At 64.5% G+C, this 15298-nt stretch carries 25 protein-coding genes and 1 tRNA gene; 3 read left to right on the forward strand and 23 right to left on the reverse strand.

The genetic code is table 11. From position 1 onward, the window contains the following. Positions 1–81 precede the first annotated feature (81 nt). From CLV77_RS06620 to gyrA, 4 genes are all read right to left on the reverse strand, one after another. Positions 82–480, reverse strand: coding sequence for a hypothetical protein (locus tag CLV77_RS06620; RefSeq protein WP_143815097.1), 399 nt, complete (start codon positions 478–480; stop codon positions 82–84). A gap of 105 nt (positions 481–585) precedes the next feature. Beyond that, complete coding sequence (locus tag CLV77_RS06625) at positions 586–1431, reverse strand: LysR family transcriptional regulator (RefSeq protein ID WP_076978718.1); 846 nt, start codon at positions 1429–1431, stop codon at positions 586–588. A 10-nt stretch (positions 1432–1441) separates the two neighbouring features. Continuing rightward, on the reverse strand, positions 1442–2350 hold the full coding sequence (locus tag CLV77_RS06630; protein ID WP_076978717.1) for a LysR family transcriptional regulator: 909 nt from the start codon (positions 2348–2350) through the stop codon (positions 1442–1444). Between the two features lie 137 nt (positions 2351–2487). Then, positions 2488–5310 carry a DNA gyrase subunit A gene (gyrA, locus tag CLV77_RS06635; RefSeq protein ID WP_083707642.1) on the reverse strand — a complete coding sequence of 941 codons (2823 nt, stop codon included), beginning with the start codon at positions 5308–5310 and terminating at the stop codon, positions 2488–2490. Between the two features lie 195 nt (positions 5311–5505). Here gyrA and CLV77_RS06640 point away from each other — a divergent pair, with 195 nt between their 5' ends. Further along, positions 5506–5772, forward strand: a complete 267-nt coding sequence (locus tag CLV77_RS06640) for an usg protein (protein ID WP_076978716.1) — start codon at positions 5506–5508, stop codon at positions 5770–5772. 51 nt (positions 5773–5823) lie between these two features. Here the strand turns inward: CLV77_RS06640 and CLV77_RS06645 are convergent, their stop codons facing one another. Together CLV77_RS06645 and CLV77_RS06650 are read right to left on the reverse strand one after the other, a co-directional pair. Then, entirely contained in the window at positions 5824–6285 is a 462-nt protein-coding gene (locus CLV77_RS06645; RefSeq protein ID WP_076978715.1) for a disulfide bond formation protein B, read from the reverse strand. Then, positions 6282–6860 (reverse strand): YqaA family protein, encoded by a 579-nt coding sequence (locus CLV77_RS06650; RefSeq protein WP_076978714.1) that lies wholly within the window; start codon positions 6858–6860, stop codon positions 6282–6284. Before CLV77_RS06650 ends, CLV77_RS06645 begins: the two co-directional genes overlap by 4 nt. Positions 6861–7002: 142 nt before the next feature. On the opposite strand from CLV77_RS06650, the gene ypfJ reads away from it, so the two are divergent. Together ypfJ and CLV77_RS06660 are read left to right on the forward strand one after the other, a co-directional pair. Further along, positions 7003–7866 carry a KPN_02809 family neutral zinc metallopeptidase gene (ypfJ, locus tag CLV77_RS06655; RefSeq protein WP_076978713.1) on the forward strand — a complete coding sequence of 288 codons (864 nt, stop codon included), beginning with the start codon at positions 7003–7005 and terminating at the stop codon, positions 7864–7866. Positions 7867–8034: 168 nt separating this feature from the next. After that, positions 8035–8118, forward strand: a tRNA-Leu gene (locus tag CLV77_RS06660). A 101-nt stretch (positions 8119–8219) separates the two neighbouring features. Here the strand turns inward: CLV77_RS06660 and CLV77_RS06665 are convergent. From CLV77_RS06665 to CLV77_RS06725, 17 genes are all read right to left on the reverse strand, one after another. Beyond that, complete coding sequence (locus CLV77_RS06665; protein ID WP_076978712.1) at positions 8220–9254, reverse strand: tyrosine-type recombinase/integrase; 1035 nt, start codon at positions 9252–9254, stop codon at positions 8220–8222. Then, on the reverse strand, positions 9251–9472 hold the full coding sequence (locus CLV77_RS06670; protein ID WP_076978711.1) for a hypothetical protein: 222 nt from the start codon (positions 9470–9472) through the stop codon (positions 9251–9253). The genes CLV77_RS06665 and CLV77_RS06670 overlap by 4 nt, the downstream gene beginning before the upstream one ends. A gap of 3 nt (positions 9473–9475) precedes the next feature. Continuing rightward, the gene (locus CLV77_RS06675; RefSeq protein ID WP_076978710.1) at positions 9476–9772 is read right to left on the reverse strand and encodes a hypothetical protein; all 297 of its coding nucleotides are present in this window, start codon (positions 9770–9772) and stop codon (positions 9476–9478) included. Beyond that, positions 9769–9945 carry a hypothetical protein gene (locus CLV77_RS16290; RefSeq protein WP_157802009.1) on the reverse strand — a complete coding sequence of 59 codons (177 nt, stop codon included), beginning with the start codon at positions 9943–9945 and terminating at the stop codon, positions 9769–9771. The genes CLV77_RS06675 and CLV77_RS16290 overlap by 4 nt, the downstream gene beginning before the upstream one ends. Beyond that, positions 9942–10292, reverse strand: a complete 351-nt coding sequence (locus CLV77_RS06680) for a hypothetical protein (RefSeq protein WP_076978709.1) — start codon at positions 10290–10292, stop codon at positions 9942–9944. Before CLV77_RS06680 ends, CLV77_RS16290 begins: the two co-directional genes overlap by 4 nt. Then, entirely contained in the window at positions 10292–10486 is a 195-nt protein-coding gene (locus CLV77_RS06685; RefSeq protein WP_076978708.1) for a hypothetical protein, read from the reverse strand. The genes CLV77_RS06680 and CLV77_RS06685 overlap by 1 nt, the downstream gene beginning before the upstream one ends. Before the next feature lie 48 nt (positions 10487–10534). Continuing rightward, positions 10535–10699, reverse strand: coding sequence for a hypothetical protein (locus CLV77_RS16295; RefSeq protein WP_157802010.1), 165 nt, complete (start codon positions 10697–10699; stop codon positions 10535–10537). An 8-nt stretch (positions 10700–10707) separates the two neighbouring features. Next, positions 10708–11346, reverse strand: a complete 639-nt coding sequence (locus tag CLV77_RS06690; protein ID WP_076978707.1) for a hypothetical protein — start codon at positions 11344–11346, stop codon at positions 10708–10710. A 97-nt stretch (positions 11347–11443) separates the two neighbouring features. Beyond that, positions 11444–11800, reverse strand: coding sequence for an HNH endonuclease (locus tag CLV77_RS06695; RefSeq protein WP_076978706.1), 357 nt, complete (start codon positions 11798–11800; stop codon positions 11444–11446). Then, positions 11797–12252, reverse strand: a complete 456-nt coding sequence (locus CLV77_RS06700) for a NinB/YbcN family protein (protein ID WP_076980925.1) — start codon at positions 12250–12252, stop codon at positions 11797–11799. Before CLV77_RS06700 ends, CLV77_RS06695 begins: the two co-directional genes overlap by 4 nt. After that, positions 12252–12419 carry a hypothetical protein gene (locus CLV77_RS16300; RefSeq protein WP_157802011.1) on the reverse strand — a complete coding sequence of 56 codons (168 nt, stop codon included), beginning with the start codon at positions 12417–12419 and terminating at the stop codon, positions 12252–12254. The genes CLV77_RS06700 and CLV77_RS16300 overlap by 1 nt, the downstream gene beginning before the upstream one ends. Next, positions 12416–13336 (reverse strand): phage recombination protein Bet, encoded by a 921-nt coding sequence (bet, locus tag CLV77_RS06705; protein ID WP_076978705.1) that lies wholly within the window; start codon positions 13334–13336, stop codon positions 12416–12418. Before bet ends, CLV77_RS16300 begins: the two co-directional genes overlap by 4 nt. Next, entirely contained in the window at positions 13336–13842 is a 507-nt protein-coding gene (locus tag CLV77_RS06710) for a siphovirus Gp157 family protein (RefSeq protein ID WP_157802013.1), read from the reverse strand. Before CLV77_RS06710 ends, bet begins: the two co-directional genes overlap by 1 nt. A 9-nt stretch (positions 13843–13851) precedes the next feature. Continuing rightward, positions 13852–13980 carry a hypothetical protein gene (locus tag CLV77_RS16830; RefSeq protein WP_257787322.1) on the reverse strand — a complete coding sequence of 43 codons (129 nt, stop codon included), beginning with the start codon at positions 13978–13980 and terminating at the stop codon, positions 13852–13854. Further along, positions 13977–14246, reverse strand: a complete 270-nt coding sequence (locus CLV77_RS06715; protein WP_076978703.1) for a hypothetical protein — start codon at positions 14244–14246, stop codon at positions 13977–13979. The genes CLV77_RS16830 and CLV77_RS06715 overlap by 4 nt, the downstream gene beginning before the upstream one ends. Then, positions 14243–14599, reverse strand: a complete 357-nt coding sequence (locus CLV77_RS06720) for a hypothetical protein (RefSeq protein WP_076978702.1) — start codon at positions 14597–14599, stop codon at positions 14243–14245. The genes CLV77_RS06715 and CLV77_RS06720 overlap by 4 nt, the downstream gene beginning before the upstream one ends. A gap of 55 nt (positions 14600–14654) precedes the next feature. Next, positions 14655–15272: a hypothetical protein gene (locus CLV77_RS06725; protein ID WP_083707641.1), complete on the reverse strand. Its 618-nt coding sequence runs from the start codon at positions 15270–15272 to the stop codon at positions 14655–14657. Positions 15273–15298 lie beyond the last annotated feature (26 nt).

Here is a 15298-nt window from a genome sequence, read left to right on the forward strand (position 1 = left end):
CGGGGCGCGACAAACGCTTCTGCACAAAAGAAAAGACCGGCTGCGAACAGCCGGTCTTTTCCCGTGGAAAACTGTGATGTGTCAGAGAACGCCCTGCCAACCCTTCTTGTACATCGAGTACTGCCCGCCACCGAACGCGACCAGCGGGGCCGCCAGGATCGCGACCAGCAGGACGGGGACCGACACGTCTGTCGGCACGATCTCGGCGCTGGCGTGATAGAGGGAGTAGCTGACGTAGAGAAGCGAACCGGTCAGGGCCACGACCCGGGTGCGCACGCCAAAGAACAGCCAGATGCTGATGATCAACAGCAGCCCGTTCAGGGCGAGCGACGCGAAGGTCGGAAGGTGACCGGAGGAAACGACAGAGCTTGCGTTGGCGGAAAAGGCCGGGGAGATCAGCGTGGCGGTGGAATGGCTGAAAAGCACCAGGCCAAGCCCGACTCGGAATCCGCACTGGAGGGTAGAGAGAAGTGTGCTCATGGGTGTACTGCCTATATAATCGCAGTTTTCTACTGCGTTATGGTTAACGATACACAACTTATGAGTGACAACAATGTCCCAGAACGCAAACCGGCCTTTGCACTTTCAGGTATCCGACTTTTGTACAGACTTCCGAATGGACGAAATCACCCACTCGACAAGCAGGTCGATGACCGGGTCATGACGCCTGGTCTGGTGGTAGCATAGCCAGAACTGGATCTGCACCATCTGGGCCGGCGGCGTAAGCTCGACCAGGTCGTCGTGGCTGCGTCCGATGAAGCTGGGAAGGGGCCCCGGCATGCCGGTTTTTAGGATCCCTTCCAGCACCGAGTTGAAGTGATCCATGCGGATCGTCGGCGGTTCGCGGAAGTAGTTCATCGCCATCTGGTGCTGGGGGCTGCGTTCGTTTTCCTTTTGCAGACCGATCCACGGCCCGGTGCGCGATCCGCCCTTCTTGCCATAGACACCGACCATGATGGTGCCGGCCTTGCGGGTGATCAGACGCCCGCGCTTCGGCGGCCAGGGCACGACCACAATGTCGTTGTCGCCCAGCCCTTCCTCGAAGAACCGGTGGTAAAGCTCGACCGTCACGTTCGGAAGCGCGTCCAGCAGGTCCTTGATGTATGGCGTGAACATATAGGTCGAAAACGCGATCGGCGCACCGATGCGCACGGGCACCCGGGTATCGGGCGCCGAGAAGAGCATGCGGTTCTGTTCACGCTTGAGTTCGTGGCTGAAGGCCGAGGCCGAGGCGATCATCCCCTCGACCTCGGGGTTGGCGATCCAGCCGTCGGGCGTCTTGATCAGCACCTCGACCTCAAGCTTCTGGCTCAGCCGGTCGATGCGGCGCGAGACCGTGGCGACGTTGGTGTTCAGCGCCCGCGCGGCACCCGACATGGTGCCGGCGTCATTGACCGCCAGAAGGAACTTCAGATCGTCCCAGTAGTCCATTGTTTGACCTTCAGGCACTGATTTCGCTCTCCGGTCCTGATGTGTCGTCGGGCTGATCGCCGGACGCGCTTTCGATGTCGGCGCGGTTCAGACCGCTGCGGCGGAAGCAATGCACCAGCCATTCGACGGTCGCGGCGATGGCAACGTCCTGCCGGCGGGTGTCGTGGTAGGCGACCCACACGTCGAGGCGCAGCGACTCGTCATCCTGGTCGATGGGAACGATGTCGGGCTGCACATCGGCGATCCAGTCGGGCAGGATCGCCTGCATGCCGGTCGACCGCATGATCGCGAATTTCTGCTCGTAAAGCTCGGCCGTGACACGCGGCTGGGTGCCGAAACGGCGCTGGCCAAAGCGCGCCTGGGGCGCCAGGTCGTATTTCTTGCCCAGCGAAACCCAGCCATCGACCGGGTTGGGGCAGGCGGTGGAGCGGTAGGCGCGATAGGTCACCTCGCCCAGGCGACGGGTGATGAGGCGCCCCTGCACCGGCCGCTCGTAGCGGATCATGATGTCGGCATCCCCCAGCCCCTGGACATTCACCCGGTTGATGAGGTTGAGCGACAGGTTCGGATGCTGGCTGAGGATGTTGTGCATCTGCGGGATGAGGATACCCGTGAAGACCATGGGCGGTGCCGCGAGGGTCAGGGTCGCGCTGATGCCGTCACGCGACCGGCGGTTGTTGCGGTCGGTCTCAAGCGCGGCCTCAAGCCGTTCGGCGAGCGGAAGGAAAAGCTGCCCGGTTTCGGTAAGCTGCCAGCCGTTGCCGGTCTTCTTGAAGGTCGGTGCGCCGATGCTTTCGTTCAACCGCTCGATCCGGCGGGACACCGTGGTGATGTTCGTGCCGAGATCCTGCGCCGCCGCCCCCATGGTCTGGGAACGGTGCAGCGCAAGCAGGAAACGAAAATCGTCCCAGTTGTCCATGAACGGGCAGTCCCCTCGGTAAGCAGCCAAGGCCGGGGCCTCGCGCTGGAATGGCACAGGTTAAACCAGCTATCAGTCACATTTCACGGTATCGGCGGACCCGGGCAGGCTGTGGCGCCCGGCTCCGCCGATGAAACTTATTCCAGGTCGTTCGACCCCTCGACGGACGGGGTGTCGCCGCCGCCGTTATCGGTGCCGCCATCCTCGACCTCGCCATCGATCGCGTCGACGGCCTCGTCACCCTGATCGGCGATCCACGCGACCGAGACGACCTTTTCCTTCTTGGCGGTGTCGAAGACCTTGACGCCACCGGCGCTGCGCGAGCGGAACGAGATCCCTTCGACCGGGCAGCGGATCGACTGTCCTGTGGAGGTGGCCAGCATGATCTGGTCCTGGATCTCCACCGGGAAGCTTGCGACCAGCTGGCCGCCGCGCATCGCACGGTCCATCGCCGCGACACCCTGGCCACCGCGACCGCGCACCGGGTAGTCGTGGGACGAGGACAGCTTGCCCGCGCCATTCTCGGTGATGGTCAGGATCAGGTCTTCGGCCGCGGACATGGCGGCGTATTGCTCTTGCGTGAACTCGCGATCCGCGACCGCGGCCTCGCCGGCGTCATCCTCGTCGGTGCTGTCGGCATCGTCGGCCAGACCGGCCACGGCGCGACGCATCTTGAGGTAGGCCGCGCGCTCCTCGGCGCTGGCCTCGAAGTGGCGGATCACGGCCATCGAGACGACGCGATCGCCCTCGGCCAGGCGGATGCCCCGCACGCCGGTGGAATCGCGGCCCTTGAAGACGCGCACGTCGGTGGTGCGGAAACGGATGGCGCGGCCGCCGGCGGTGACCAGCATGACATCGTCATCCTCGGTCGAGATGCGCGCGTTCACCAGTTCCACGCCCTCGGGCAGCTTCATGGCGATCTTGCCGTTGGATTTCACGTTGGTGAAGTCCGACAGGCGGTTGCGGCGCACGTCACCCGCAGAGGTGGCGAAGAAGATCTGAAGATCCGACCAGGCATCCTCGGGCGCATCGACGGGCATTGTCGCCGCGATGGAAACGCCTTGCGGAATTGGCAGGATGTTGATGATCGCCTTGCCCTTGGCATTGCGTCCGCCCTGGGGCAGGCGCCATGTCTTCAGCTTGTAGACCATGCCGTCGGTGGTGAAGAACAACAGCGGCGTGTGGGTGTTGGCCACGAAAAGGGTGGTGACGACATCGTCCTCTTTCGTGGACATGCCCGACAGGCCCTTGCCGCCGCGCCGCTGGGCGCGGAAATCGTTCAGCGGGGTGCGCTTGATGTAGCCGCCCGAGGTGACGGTGACGACCATGTCCTCGCGCTCGATCAGGTCTTCGTCGTCCATGTCGCCGGACCAGTTGACGATGGTCGTGCGACGGGGGACCGCGAACTGATCGCGGATCTCGGTCAGCTCGGCGGCGATGATGCCCATGATGCGTTCGCGGCTGGCGAGGATCTCGAGGTATTCGCGGATCTTGCCGGCCAGGTCCTGAAGCTCGTCCGTGACCTCGTTGACGCCAAGCTGGGTCAGACGCTGGAGGCGCAGGTCAAGGATGGCGCGGGCCTGGATCTCGGACAGGTTGTAGGTGCCGTCCTCGTTCACGGTGTGGGTCGGATCGTCGATCAGCCGGATGTAGGAGGCGATGTCGCCCGCGGGCCAACGCCGTTCCATCAGCTTGGCGCGGGCCTCGGCGGCATCGGCCGAGGCGCGGATAGTCGCGACCACTTCGTCGACATTCGAGACGGCGACCGCCAGACCGCATAGCACGTGGCTGCGTTCGCGGGCCTTGCGAAGCTCAAACGCCGTGCGGCGGGCCACAACCTCTTCGCGGAAGGCGATGAAGCTGGTCAGGAAACGGCGCAGGGTCAGCTGCTCGGGCCGGCCGCCATTCAGGGCAAGCATGTTGCAGCCGAAATAGGTCTGCATCGGGGTGAAGCGGTAAAGTTGGTTCAGCACCACCTCGGCGGTGGCGTCGCGCTTCAGCTCGACCACCACGCGGACGCCGTTGCGGTCGGATTCGTCCTGAACGTGGCTGACGCCCTCGATCTTCTTTTCGCGCACCATTTCGGCGATCTTCTCGATCATGGTGGCCTTGTTCACCTGATAGGGAATCTCGTCCACGATGATCGCGTAGCGGTCCTTGCGGATCTCCTCGATCCGGGTCTTGGCCCGCAGGATGACCGAACCGCGCCCCTCAAGGTAGGCCTTCCGCGCGCCAGAGACGCCCAGGATGATACCGCCGGTGGGGAAGTCGGGGGCAGGCACGTATTCCATCAGGTCTTCCGACGTCAGGTCGGGATCCTCGATCAGTGCCAGTGTGGCGTCCACCACCTCACCGAGGTTGTGGGGCGGGATGTTGGTGGCCATGCCGACGGCGATGCCGCCCGCGCCGTTGACCAGCATGTTCGGGAAGCGCGCCGGCAGCACCGTCGGTTCCCGATCCTTGCCGTCATAGTTGTCCTGGAAGTTGACGGTTTCTTTCTCAATGTCGGCCAGCAAGGCATTGGCCGGCTTGGCCATTCTGACTTCGGTGTATCGCATGGCGGCGGCGTTGTCGCCGTCCATCGAGCCGAAGTTGCCCTGACCGTCCAGAAGCGGCAGCGACATCGAGAAGTCCTGCGCCATCCGCACCAGGGCGTCGTAGATCGCGCTGTCGCCATGGGGGTGATACTTGCCCATGACATCGCCAACGGGACGGGCAGACTTGCGGTAGGACTTGTCGAAGGTGTTTCCGGTTTCGTGCATCGCATAGAGGATGCGCCGGTGGACCGGCTTCAGACCATCGCGCAGATCGGGAATCGCGCGGCTCACGATCACGCTCATCGCGTAATCGAGATAGGAGGTCTTCATCTCGTCGGTGATGTCGATGGTCGGGCCGTCGAAATGAGGGCGCTCGGGGGCGTTTTCATCCTCAATTTCAGGCGGTTGGGGTGTATCGCTCATCCAGGGTTCCGATTGATCCAGAAACGTCTATATATTGTTGCCCCGACTATAACTTATCGCGGATGTAGGGTGCAATGCCCCCTTTGCATAAACGTCAAACGTGTCCTGCGGCGCAGCTCAAGAAGCTGTTTTAGTTGATTATTTTTAAATTCGCGGCATCATGATCCCATGTGACATCTTAGGCAGGAGGTTACGATGGCAGAACGCGACAGCGAATTGATGCTCAGGGGATACGGCCTGACGACGGCCGAATTCTTTTACCGGATGCCGGATTTCAGGAGTGTGCTGAACAGTTTCGTCTGGCAGGCGATGGACCTTGCACCGGATTACCCCGAGCTGTTCCGGTTCATCGAATTCTGGCACGAGCGGATCGAGGGGCCGCTCCATTCGGTCCGTTTCACCCATCGGCGCATGATCGGCCCCGGCGAATGGCGCAACCAGGTGGGTGAATTCACGGTCTGATCCGAACCGCAGGAAGCAGGGGCCCGCTCCGGACGGGCCGGGCCCGCGTGCTCAGCGGCTGCGGCGGATGGCAGCCACCCACAGGGCAGCCAGCCCGAGCGACAGGATGGCGTTCCACGAGGCCATGGAGAGGCCTGCGAAGCTCCAGGCGATCTCGTCGCAGCGTACGAGCGGCGCGGTCATGATCTGCTCCATCAGCTGCTCGGGTGTCAGGCTGCCGACCGGACCGGATGTGCAGGTGTCGGGACCTTCCCACCACGTCAACTCGACCCCAGCGTGGTAGAGACCGACCGCCGCGGTGGTCAGCGCGGCCAGCAGCCCCGCCAGCGGCAGCCAGATGCCGGGGATCAGCAAGGCGCCCGCGCCCGCGACCGCCGCCGCCACGTGGGGCCAGCGTTGCACGATGCACAGTTTGCAGGGCGCAAGACCGCCCAGGTACTGGAAGGCCAACGCCCCCAGCAGAAGTGCTACGGAGCCGCCGGCGGCCAGAAGGATCAGGGTTTTGCGGGTCACAGGAACCTCACCAGATAAAAGCCGCCAATCAGGATGACGAAGAACAGGATGAACATCAGGCCCAGCCTGCGTTCGATGAAGTCGCGCACCGGCGGGCCGAACCAGCGCAGAAGTGCCGCCACCAGGTAGAAGCGCACCCCGCGGGCGATGATGCTGGCGGCGATGAAGACCGGCAGCGACAGGCCGGTCGATCCCGACAGGATCGTGATGACCTTGAACGGGAAGGGCGTGATCCCGGCGATCAGCACGGCCCAGGCGCCCCATTCATTGTAGCGCGTGGCGAACTCGTCGAAATATCCGGTCTTGCCGTAAAGCTCCAGCACCGGCAGGCCGACCGTGTCGAACAGCACCGCGCCGATGAAATAGCCCAGCAGCGCCCCCGCGACCGAGGCCAGCAGGCACACCAGCGCGATCAGCCAGGCCTTGGCGGGCCGGGCCAGGATCATCGGGATCATCAGTACATCGGGAGGGATCGGAAAGACCGAACTTTCCAGGAAAGACACCCCGGCCAGCACCCAGATCGCATAAGGCGACACGGCTTGCCGAACCATCCAGTCATACAGGCGTTGGATCAAGCTGGCCCCGCTCGGTCGGTTTGAATTGCACTCATGCATCACGCGCAGCAGTCAAGGTCAAGTCACGAGCAGTCAAGTCGGGCGGGGGATCGGCGTGGCATTGTGGCGCGAGGGCGCATTGAAGAATTGAAGGAGTATCGTGATGCGGTGGCAAGGCAGACGTGGCAGCAGCAACATCGAGGATCGGCGCGGCATGCGCAGCGCGGGCATCGGCCGGGTCGGCGGGGCCGGGGGGCTGGGCATCCTGGCCGTGGTGGTCGTGGGCTATTTCCTGGGGGTGGACTTGACGCCCCTGCTGGGCGGCGGGGGCGGCGGCTTCGCCCCGGTCCAGAGCGGCGGCGGGCAGATCACCGAAGCCGACCGCCAGGCCGGCGAATTCGTTTCGGTCACCCTGGCGGATACCGAGGAGGTCTGGGCCAACGTCTTTTCCGAACAGGTCAACCGGCCCTACCAGCCGGCGACGCTGGTGCTGTTCAAGGGCGTGACCCAAAGCCCCTGTGGCGGCGCCAGCGGCGCGACGGGCCCCTTCTACTGTCCGACGGACCAGAAGATCTACCTCGACACGGCGTTCTTCACCACCATGCGCCAGCAGCTTGGCGCAGGTGGCGATTTCGCCGCCGCCTACGTGGTCGGCCACGAAGTTGCCCACCACGTCCAGAACGAGCTGGGGATCCTGGAGCGGACCACCCGGGCACGGCAGGGCGCAAGCGAGACCCAGTCGAACGCCATCTCGGTGCGCACCGAGCTTCAGGCCGACTGCCTCTCGGGTCTCTGGGCGCGGCGGGCCGAGGCTCGGTTCGGCTCGCTTGAGCCGGGCGATATCGAGGAGGCGATGAACGCCGCCGGCAGGATCGGCGACGATGCGCTGCAACGGGGTGCGGGCCGGGTGCCGATGCCCGATTCCTTTACCCACGGCACCTCGGAGCAGCGGCAGCGCTGGTTCTCGCGCGGCTACGAGTCGCCCAAGCTCGAAACCTGCGACACCTTCAACGCCCGCCAGCTTTGACGAGGGCTTGATCGCGGGGCCGGGAGGGCGGGTCGCGCCACTGGCACCGGGGGTCGGTTTTACCGAAAGGGCGCGATTTGCCCCTTTACCCCCGGCGCGGGCTGAGGCATCAAAACACCGGCCCGCGCGCCTTGGCGCCCGGGCCGGCAGCCGGCCCCGGCACGGCATGCCCGAGTGGCGGAATGGTAGACGCAGGGGATTCAAAATCCCCCGCCGCAAGGCGTGTGGGTTCGAATCCCACCTCGGGCACCACATTGAATTATAAGACGTTTTTGCCGAATAGCCCAGCGTGAATTAGTGCGAATTTTCGAGTGTGTCACAGTGGCGAGTCACAGTGTCCGCTTTCGTTCGTGTCATGTTCTCCGCTCCTGCGCGGCCTTCGACAGGCGCCGCCGGCTGGCTTTTACCCGATAATAGGCGACGATGGGCGCGCTCTGTCCGGTCACGGCCTGGATCTCCGCGTCACTCGCCCCGGCCTCGGCCAGTTCGATGATCGCCAGCTTGCGCAGACCGTGCAGCGAGTATGGCAGGGCCTTGTCGCCCAGCGACTTTCGCCACGCCCGGAACGCCCGCTCTACGGCGTCATAGCCCACAGGCTGCGTCAGGTTCCGGGGGATGAAGTGCGCCCCGCGCGGCGTCAGGCCGGTGGCGAAGCTGCGCAGCGGGGCAGGGCAGTAGACTTCCAGCTCCTGCCCGCCCTTCTCGTCAACGACCGTCATCCAGTCGCCGTCGATCTGGTCCCGGCGCATCGTGATGGCTGCGGTCGGGCGCTGGCCGGTGTAGCGGATCAGGTTCGCGGCGACCCGCACCGATTCCGGCGCGGTGCCCAGCTTGGCGATCATCCACGCGGGCCACGGCTTGTAGGGGTTCGCGGCCCTATGGGCACCCAGACCGGCGGCGGGGTTCGGCCCCATCGGCCAGTCCAGTTCCCGAGCGGCGAAGTTCCACAGCAGCGAGATTGTCTGAGCATATCGGCTTGCCTTGCGGGGCATGTCCGACCACTTTGCCAGCGCGGCCTTGACCGCCTGCCGGGTGGTGCGCCGCATGTCCTTGTCGCCGTTCTTCTCCATGATCACGTCCATGACGCGCCGATATTGCTTGCGCGTGGAGAGGGCCAGCTTGGCCGACTGCGGATCGACCCGCCACGCCTCGATGCAGGCCCGCCAGGAATACCGCTCTCGGGTCTTCTGCGCCTCGTGCTTGCCGCCCTGAGCCAGCCAGTAGAGCCGGTCCAGCTCCTTCGGGTCGCCCTTCCAGTCGAGGGTGATCTCCTTGGATCGCTGCTTGCCGGCCTCAGTCCACGTCACGCGATGTCGGGGCACCCATTTTCCACGGGTCCAGCGCCAGACAAGGCGGGGCTTGGTGATCCGGGGCTTGGGCGGGTTCACAGGTCGAAGTCCTCTTTCGGCAGGGCGGCCTCCCCGCTGCGAAGGTCGTCCAGTTCGGACACCCACCACCGTTCATAGGGTCCGATCCGGTGCGGCGGCGGGATGGCGCCTTGTGACACCAAATCGCGAAACTCAGTGGGGCGCAAGCGCAGCATCCGCGCGGCCTCGGTGTCGGGCACCGCGATTGCGTCGATCTGTTTGGGCCGGCCGACGCCCATGTCTCAGCCCTCCTTCTCGATCAGGGCGAGGATGGCGGACTTGATGGAATCCGCTTTCACACGCGCTGCTAGGGGACGGTCTGGACGGTGGTCATCACAGAGAGCCGCCGCCTCCCGCAGCGCCTCGGCGCGGGCGGTGTTCCGCTCGGCTTCCAGATCAGCAATGCGAGCGGCTTGGAAATAGATCATTATCTCCGCATCGTTGGCTATTCCCTGAAATCCATCGGGAAACGGCGTTGATCCGATACGCTTGAGCATCGTGCGAACAGCCGCGGGCGATATGTCTGTCTTCCCGCTCATTGGGAATCCTCCTGGTCCGGGCCTGTGACGACCAGGCCGATTGCGATTGTCCAGCCGATCCCGCCAAGGATCAGCGATAGCCAGTCGCTCTGTGACGCGATGAACTGGCCGATGAACAGCCCGCCCAAGAAGGCAAAGCCGAGAACCTCTACGGCGTGGATCGTGGGGGTCATGCCTTGTCCTCCCCAGCTATGGCGCGGAGGGCGGCGTCAAATTTGTAAACCTTGATGCGGTTTTCACAGGCGTCGTAGACCTCCTTGCGCCCACCGTTTTCGTCGTGCCTCAGCAGCACCTTCGCCGCTTCCTGCGGGGTGGGTTGGGTGGCGGCGAAGGCGGCGTTGATGGCGTTCGATATGACACCGGCCAAGCGTTCTTGAAACGCCTTCTCGCGCAGTTCGTCGGCCTGACATAGAAAGGCGATCTGCCCGAGCATTTGGCCGCGCTCGTTGAACAGCAGGACGCCGCTACCGACAACACTGGAATATGCCATGACTTCGGCTTTCAATTCATGTGGTGCCATCAGATCGGCCCCTTATCCAGCGCCAGCCATTCGGGCAGCGTCACGGTTTCGATCCCGCCGACACCGGACGGATCGATCTCGATCTTGGACAGGGCCAGCCAAACCCCGTTGTCGGGAACATCCAGCGTAACCAGCACGGCCTTCTCGGTGCGGTGCAGAACTTGAACGTCGATATCGATGATGTCGGATTTCATTGTCTCAATCTCCCAAGGTTATGCCGATGAAGCGGAGGATGCGGCGGATCACAGCGGCCACCGGATCGCGAGGATGCTGGATACCGTGACCACAAGGCCCAAGCCCGTCAGCGCGGCGAGGAACCAGCCGAGAAGGCAGTCGCGGAACATCTGGGGCGCGTTCATCCGCTCGAACAGGCGGCGCATCTGGGATCTCTCAAGGGGGTGGGTCATGTCGGCTCCTATGCTGCGGCTTCGAGGGCGTGATCGCCCCATTGGTCGGCCCAAGCCGCGGCCATGCCGGGGAACGTCTTGCTGCGGATCTTCCAGCGGTCAGGCCCCGGAGGGGCGCGGTGGATTGCGGACCACGCCTTGTGGGCATCCGTCCCGGGCAACGGCGGGATCAGCCGGTCGGTCGCGGTCAGGGGCGGCAGGCCGCGCAGGTAAAGGCCGGTGGCCTTGAATGCTTGATCCCCGAACCACCAGGGCTGGACGATCTGCGGCTTGATCCAGTTGCGGATACGCTCCTTGGCGTAGCGGTGCATGACGGGATTCTCGACAGCCACCCGCGCGATCGGCGCGTTCAGGCAGTCGCTGAACAGCGCAGCGCCCTCATCAAGTTCCCGCCACATATCCTCCGGCGTCCTGCCAGCGGGCGGCTTGCTCAGCCAGCGCACCCCGCTGTTGCAGAGCCTGGTGCAGGGCGGATTGGCGACCATCAGATCCCACCCACGCCCCAGCACGTTGCGGATGTCGTCCTGAATGTGCCGGTTCGTCGGCTCGTCGGCCGGCAGGATGTCGCACTGCCATGCGTCGTGGCCCCGGGCGAGGAAGGCGTCGAGAGCAACGCAGCTTGTGGCGCATCCGATCAGCACTTTCATCTGGCTCGTCCTTGTCTCAGGTGCCCCCGCCGCTTGGGAGGATTGGGAGGGGTAGCGGCGGGGACTCACGCTCCGTGAGTGGGGCGTGTTCATGGGGTCATTTCCAAACCGGCGTGTTGTCGAACTTCCGGTAGGGGATTTTCTTCTTCGGGCGGTCCAGCCCCAGCGCCTTCTTGCGCACCCGGGCGGTCTTGGCCTTGATCCTCACGTCCTCTCGGGTCTTCGGGACGTGGCAGGGGTGGCGCAGGGCTTGGATGTTGCTTTCCCGGTTCTCGCCGCCGTTGATGAGGGCGACCCGGTGGTCAAAGTCGATCCGCTCCCCGGCCATGCCCAGCTTGACGCCACAGCCGCAGGCGCAGAGGCCGCCTTGGGCTTCGATGACACGAACCTTGACGCGGGGCGGAATGGCCGTGTCGTCGGTCTTGCCGATCCATTCGGAGACTGCGCGGCTCATGCGAACTCCTCCTCGTATTTCAGCGCCTCGGGGTCCGTCAGGCGGAAACCGCGCTGCGTCCACGTCCGCTGTATTTCGTCCATGAAGGCCGTCATCTGCTTGGCGGTCATCAGGCGCGTGACGGGCAGATCGAACGCCTTCACCGCAGCCAGCTTTTCCTCATAGGGCAGGTGCTTCATGGTGCTGTCGTAGGACTGGCGGAACGCCTCGTTCTCGGCTCGCAGGATCGGCACTCCGAAGTGCAGCTTGCATTCGGCCCGCACGTCTTCGTGGGTTCGGTCGCCAAGTTGGCGGGCGATGTCGGTGAACCACCGCTGCGCCAGCCTGTTCTGAGCCTTGGATTGGGCCGCCCCTTGCGTGATTGTGACGGTCAGGGGAAACTTGGTCCGGGCCGACAGGAAGCTGGACAGCTTGGCGATGTCCTCTGGCGCTCGGATCACGCGGGTCGCCATCACACGCCCTCCCGCTGGAACTCAGCCTTGAGCGAGTCCTTCGTCGCCCGGACCTTGGGATCGCGCTGTGCGTCCACTCCGAAGCTGTCCCAGACCCGTGCCAACCCAGCCAGATCGGCGGCGCTGGTGAGGCGGTGGATGCAGAAGCCGCGGGACTCGGGGGTCATGCTGCTTGGCCCGGCTTGAAATCGGCCTCTTTGCCCTCGATCAGCTTCTTGATCTCCAGTGCTGCGCCCTTGTCGTGGACCCAGAAGTCCCGAAGCGCATGCTCATTGCGGACGCGAAAGACGTGGGCTTCCTCGGGCGTGGCTGTGCGCAGGAAGTCGGCGCAGCGATCGTGGACCATACCCATCGGGACCTTTTCCAGCTTCATGGTGTCGTCAAAGACCATGAGAATGCCGGCCCCGCCGACGCGGGCCTCCCGTTCCGCTTGCTCCAGTTCGTGCAGCGCTTCGGATGCCGTGGTGTCGGTCTTGAGGCGTTCCATTTCCTCTTCGGAGTAGATGTTTCCGAACTGGTCGGGCCAGCCCGCGCGAAGCGCTTGGCTCTCGGCGCACTTCGTCAGCATAACGATGGGCATCTTCGCCCAGTTGCCGGACTGGTCGAGGGTCTTGCGCCCGGTCGGCTGGCGCTTTCCGGCCTCCTTGTCGAAGGCCCATTCGTCCATGACCGGGGCAAACTCGTCCCAATAAGCCTCTCCGATCACCGGATACCATTCGCCGCGGTTGTCCTGCTTCCACAGGCGGACAGTGGCGGACACGATCCCCTTGGGGTTGGTCGGTCCGGCCAGCGCCTCGTCGTGGACGATCTGCGCCGGTTCGCTGGCCGGCCGGTAGTCGCGGCAGCGCTGTGCGAGAACACGGAGGCCGTCCCGGCTGACGATGATGCTCATCTTGCGGCGGTCCGGGCGATCCTTCGAGTAGACCACGGCATGGATCTGTTTGCGGAACGGGTCCAGGCCGTAGGATCGGCAGGCTTCCATGAACAGGTCGAACTCGGTCTCGTTGGTGTCCTTCGCGACCGTCTGCTTGATCGTGCGGATCTGCGCGGGGGTGTATCCGCTGAGGGTGACTGCGTTGCTCATCACTTGCTCCTTATGGTCAGGCTGGTGCTTCCGTTGGTCATGGAGACGCCGGGAACTGTTTCGTCGTTGTCGATGGCGTCCTTGATCGCCTTGAGGTCGATCACCGGGTCGCGGGGCTTCCAGAACTTGGCCGGGATGGACGCCTCATCTGTGACAACAGGTTTCGGCTTGAGGTTGGAGACGGACAGGGTGGCGGTCGGTCGGCGGATCGCGCCTTCGATCTGACTGACGACAATCGCCTGCTCGATCAGTCCGCGCAGCCGCTCGATGCGTCGCTGTGAGCGCTCGCGGCGCTCGGCAAATACCGCCTCTTTGGCCTTGCAGCCCTCGACAATCACCTGGCACTCGTCAATCTCGGCAAGGGCCGCGTCAAATGCCTCGAACAGCGAGGTCTCGCCTTCGACCATATCGTGGTTCAGGCGCTCGTCGTCGGAAGCAAGCGCCGCGATAAGGTCCTTGGCGGCAACCGCCTCACGGCTCAGTTCATTGGCGCGGTCGTCCTTCATCATTACCTCCTATCGGCAGTCCGCTCCCCGCTCACATGCGAGGGCGTAGGTGATTGCGGTGTCCCGGATGATGCTGTCGAACGCGGCGTAGAGAGGGGCGCTGGACAGCAGACCGGCGGTGAGGATCAGCAGCTTCATGCCGCAGTCCCCCCGTCCATCTCGTCGGCGCGGGCTTCGATGTCGCGCATCAGCGGGCTGACGTTCTCGCCCAGATCATCGCTGGCCATGCGCAGTTCCGACGGGTCGTCCCGCAGGCCGCTGAGGTTGCGGTCGATGTCCTTCAGGTTGGCAAGAACGCGGCGCATTTCCTCGGTGGGGGCGTTGCGGATCAGGTCGGCATAGAGGGCCTGCGTGTTGACGCCCTGGGTGCGCCCGGCGGTCGGGGTGATGCGGTGGACGCTCATGCTGCTTCCTCCGGCTGGCCGCTTAGGTGCGCCATAGCGTTCTCTAAGGCGCTCCAATGGCGGCGGTTATGGGAGGGGTTGGATGCCATGATGAGGGCGCAGACGGCGCTGTCCTCGTGGGTCATGCGTCCGTCGGCAAGGATGGTGAACGTGTCCCCGTCGCTGCGCGTGATCTCGCACCCGGCGTATTCGGTGTAGCCAGCGCCGGCGAGTTCATCGAGGGCGCGGATGAAGGGGCCGTCGATGTGGTGGATGTCGCCGTCGCGCATGCCCTCGAAGATCGCGGCTGCCTCGGACACGGTGAGGTCATGCCTCGGATCGGCGGCGATGTTGGCGAAGTGGTCGGGGGTCATGTCTCGTCTCCCTCTGTCCCGCTGGGCGGGGTGGGTTCAGGTGGTGGGGGTGGGGTTAGACAGCTTCTGCCGTTTGCATGATCGTGCGCGCGGCAGAGAGCAGGCGGTGGAAGTGCGCGATGGATTCCGGCCCTTCCCGCGCGGCCATTGCGCGGAGGCGTTCGGCGCCAGCTTCGAAGCCCGCGCCGATCTCGTCAGGCGAAGCGCGGCGGCCCTTGGTCCACCACTCGATAGTGGACGGATGGCCCAAATGGATCAGGCCGTCCCGGATTGTGATATTGTCGGTGACATAGACCGCGCAAAGTCCTGGGTTCGTCAGGACGGGGGTGCCGGGGGTGTCGTGATCCCGCTCCATCTCGGGTCGCTTTGCCAGCGGGCGCGACAGGAACGGGCAGACCCGCGCCGACCAACGCGCCGTTTCCAGCCGCACCGGCGGGTCGGACGCGACCCTGTTGATGATGCACATCGGGCCGATTACGAAGGCCATGTGTCGCCCAAGGGGCTCGCCCGTCACCCAGTCGAGGCGAGAACGCAAGGCGCGCGCCCGTCGCTCGTAGGTGACGATGCCGAAGTCCCAAAGACCCGCCTCGTTCTTCTCCGTGACGAACCACGGGACATAGAAGCCGCGATGGTCGATCGGGCGCTTCTTCATGGCGACGGGGGCATCGGCCATATCGGGTCTCGGGTGGTCCATCGTGC

The organism is Brevirhabdus pacifica (assembly GCF_002797755.1).
In the GTDB taxonomy this organism is placed as follows: domain Bacteria; phylum Pseudomonadota; class Alphaproteobacteria; order Rhodobacterales; family Rhodobacteraceae; genus Brevirhabdus; species Brevirhabdus pacifica.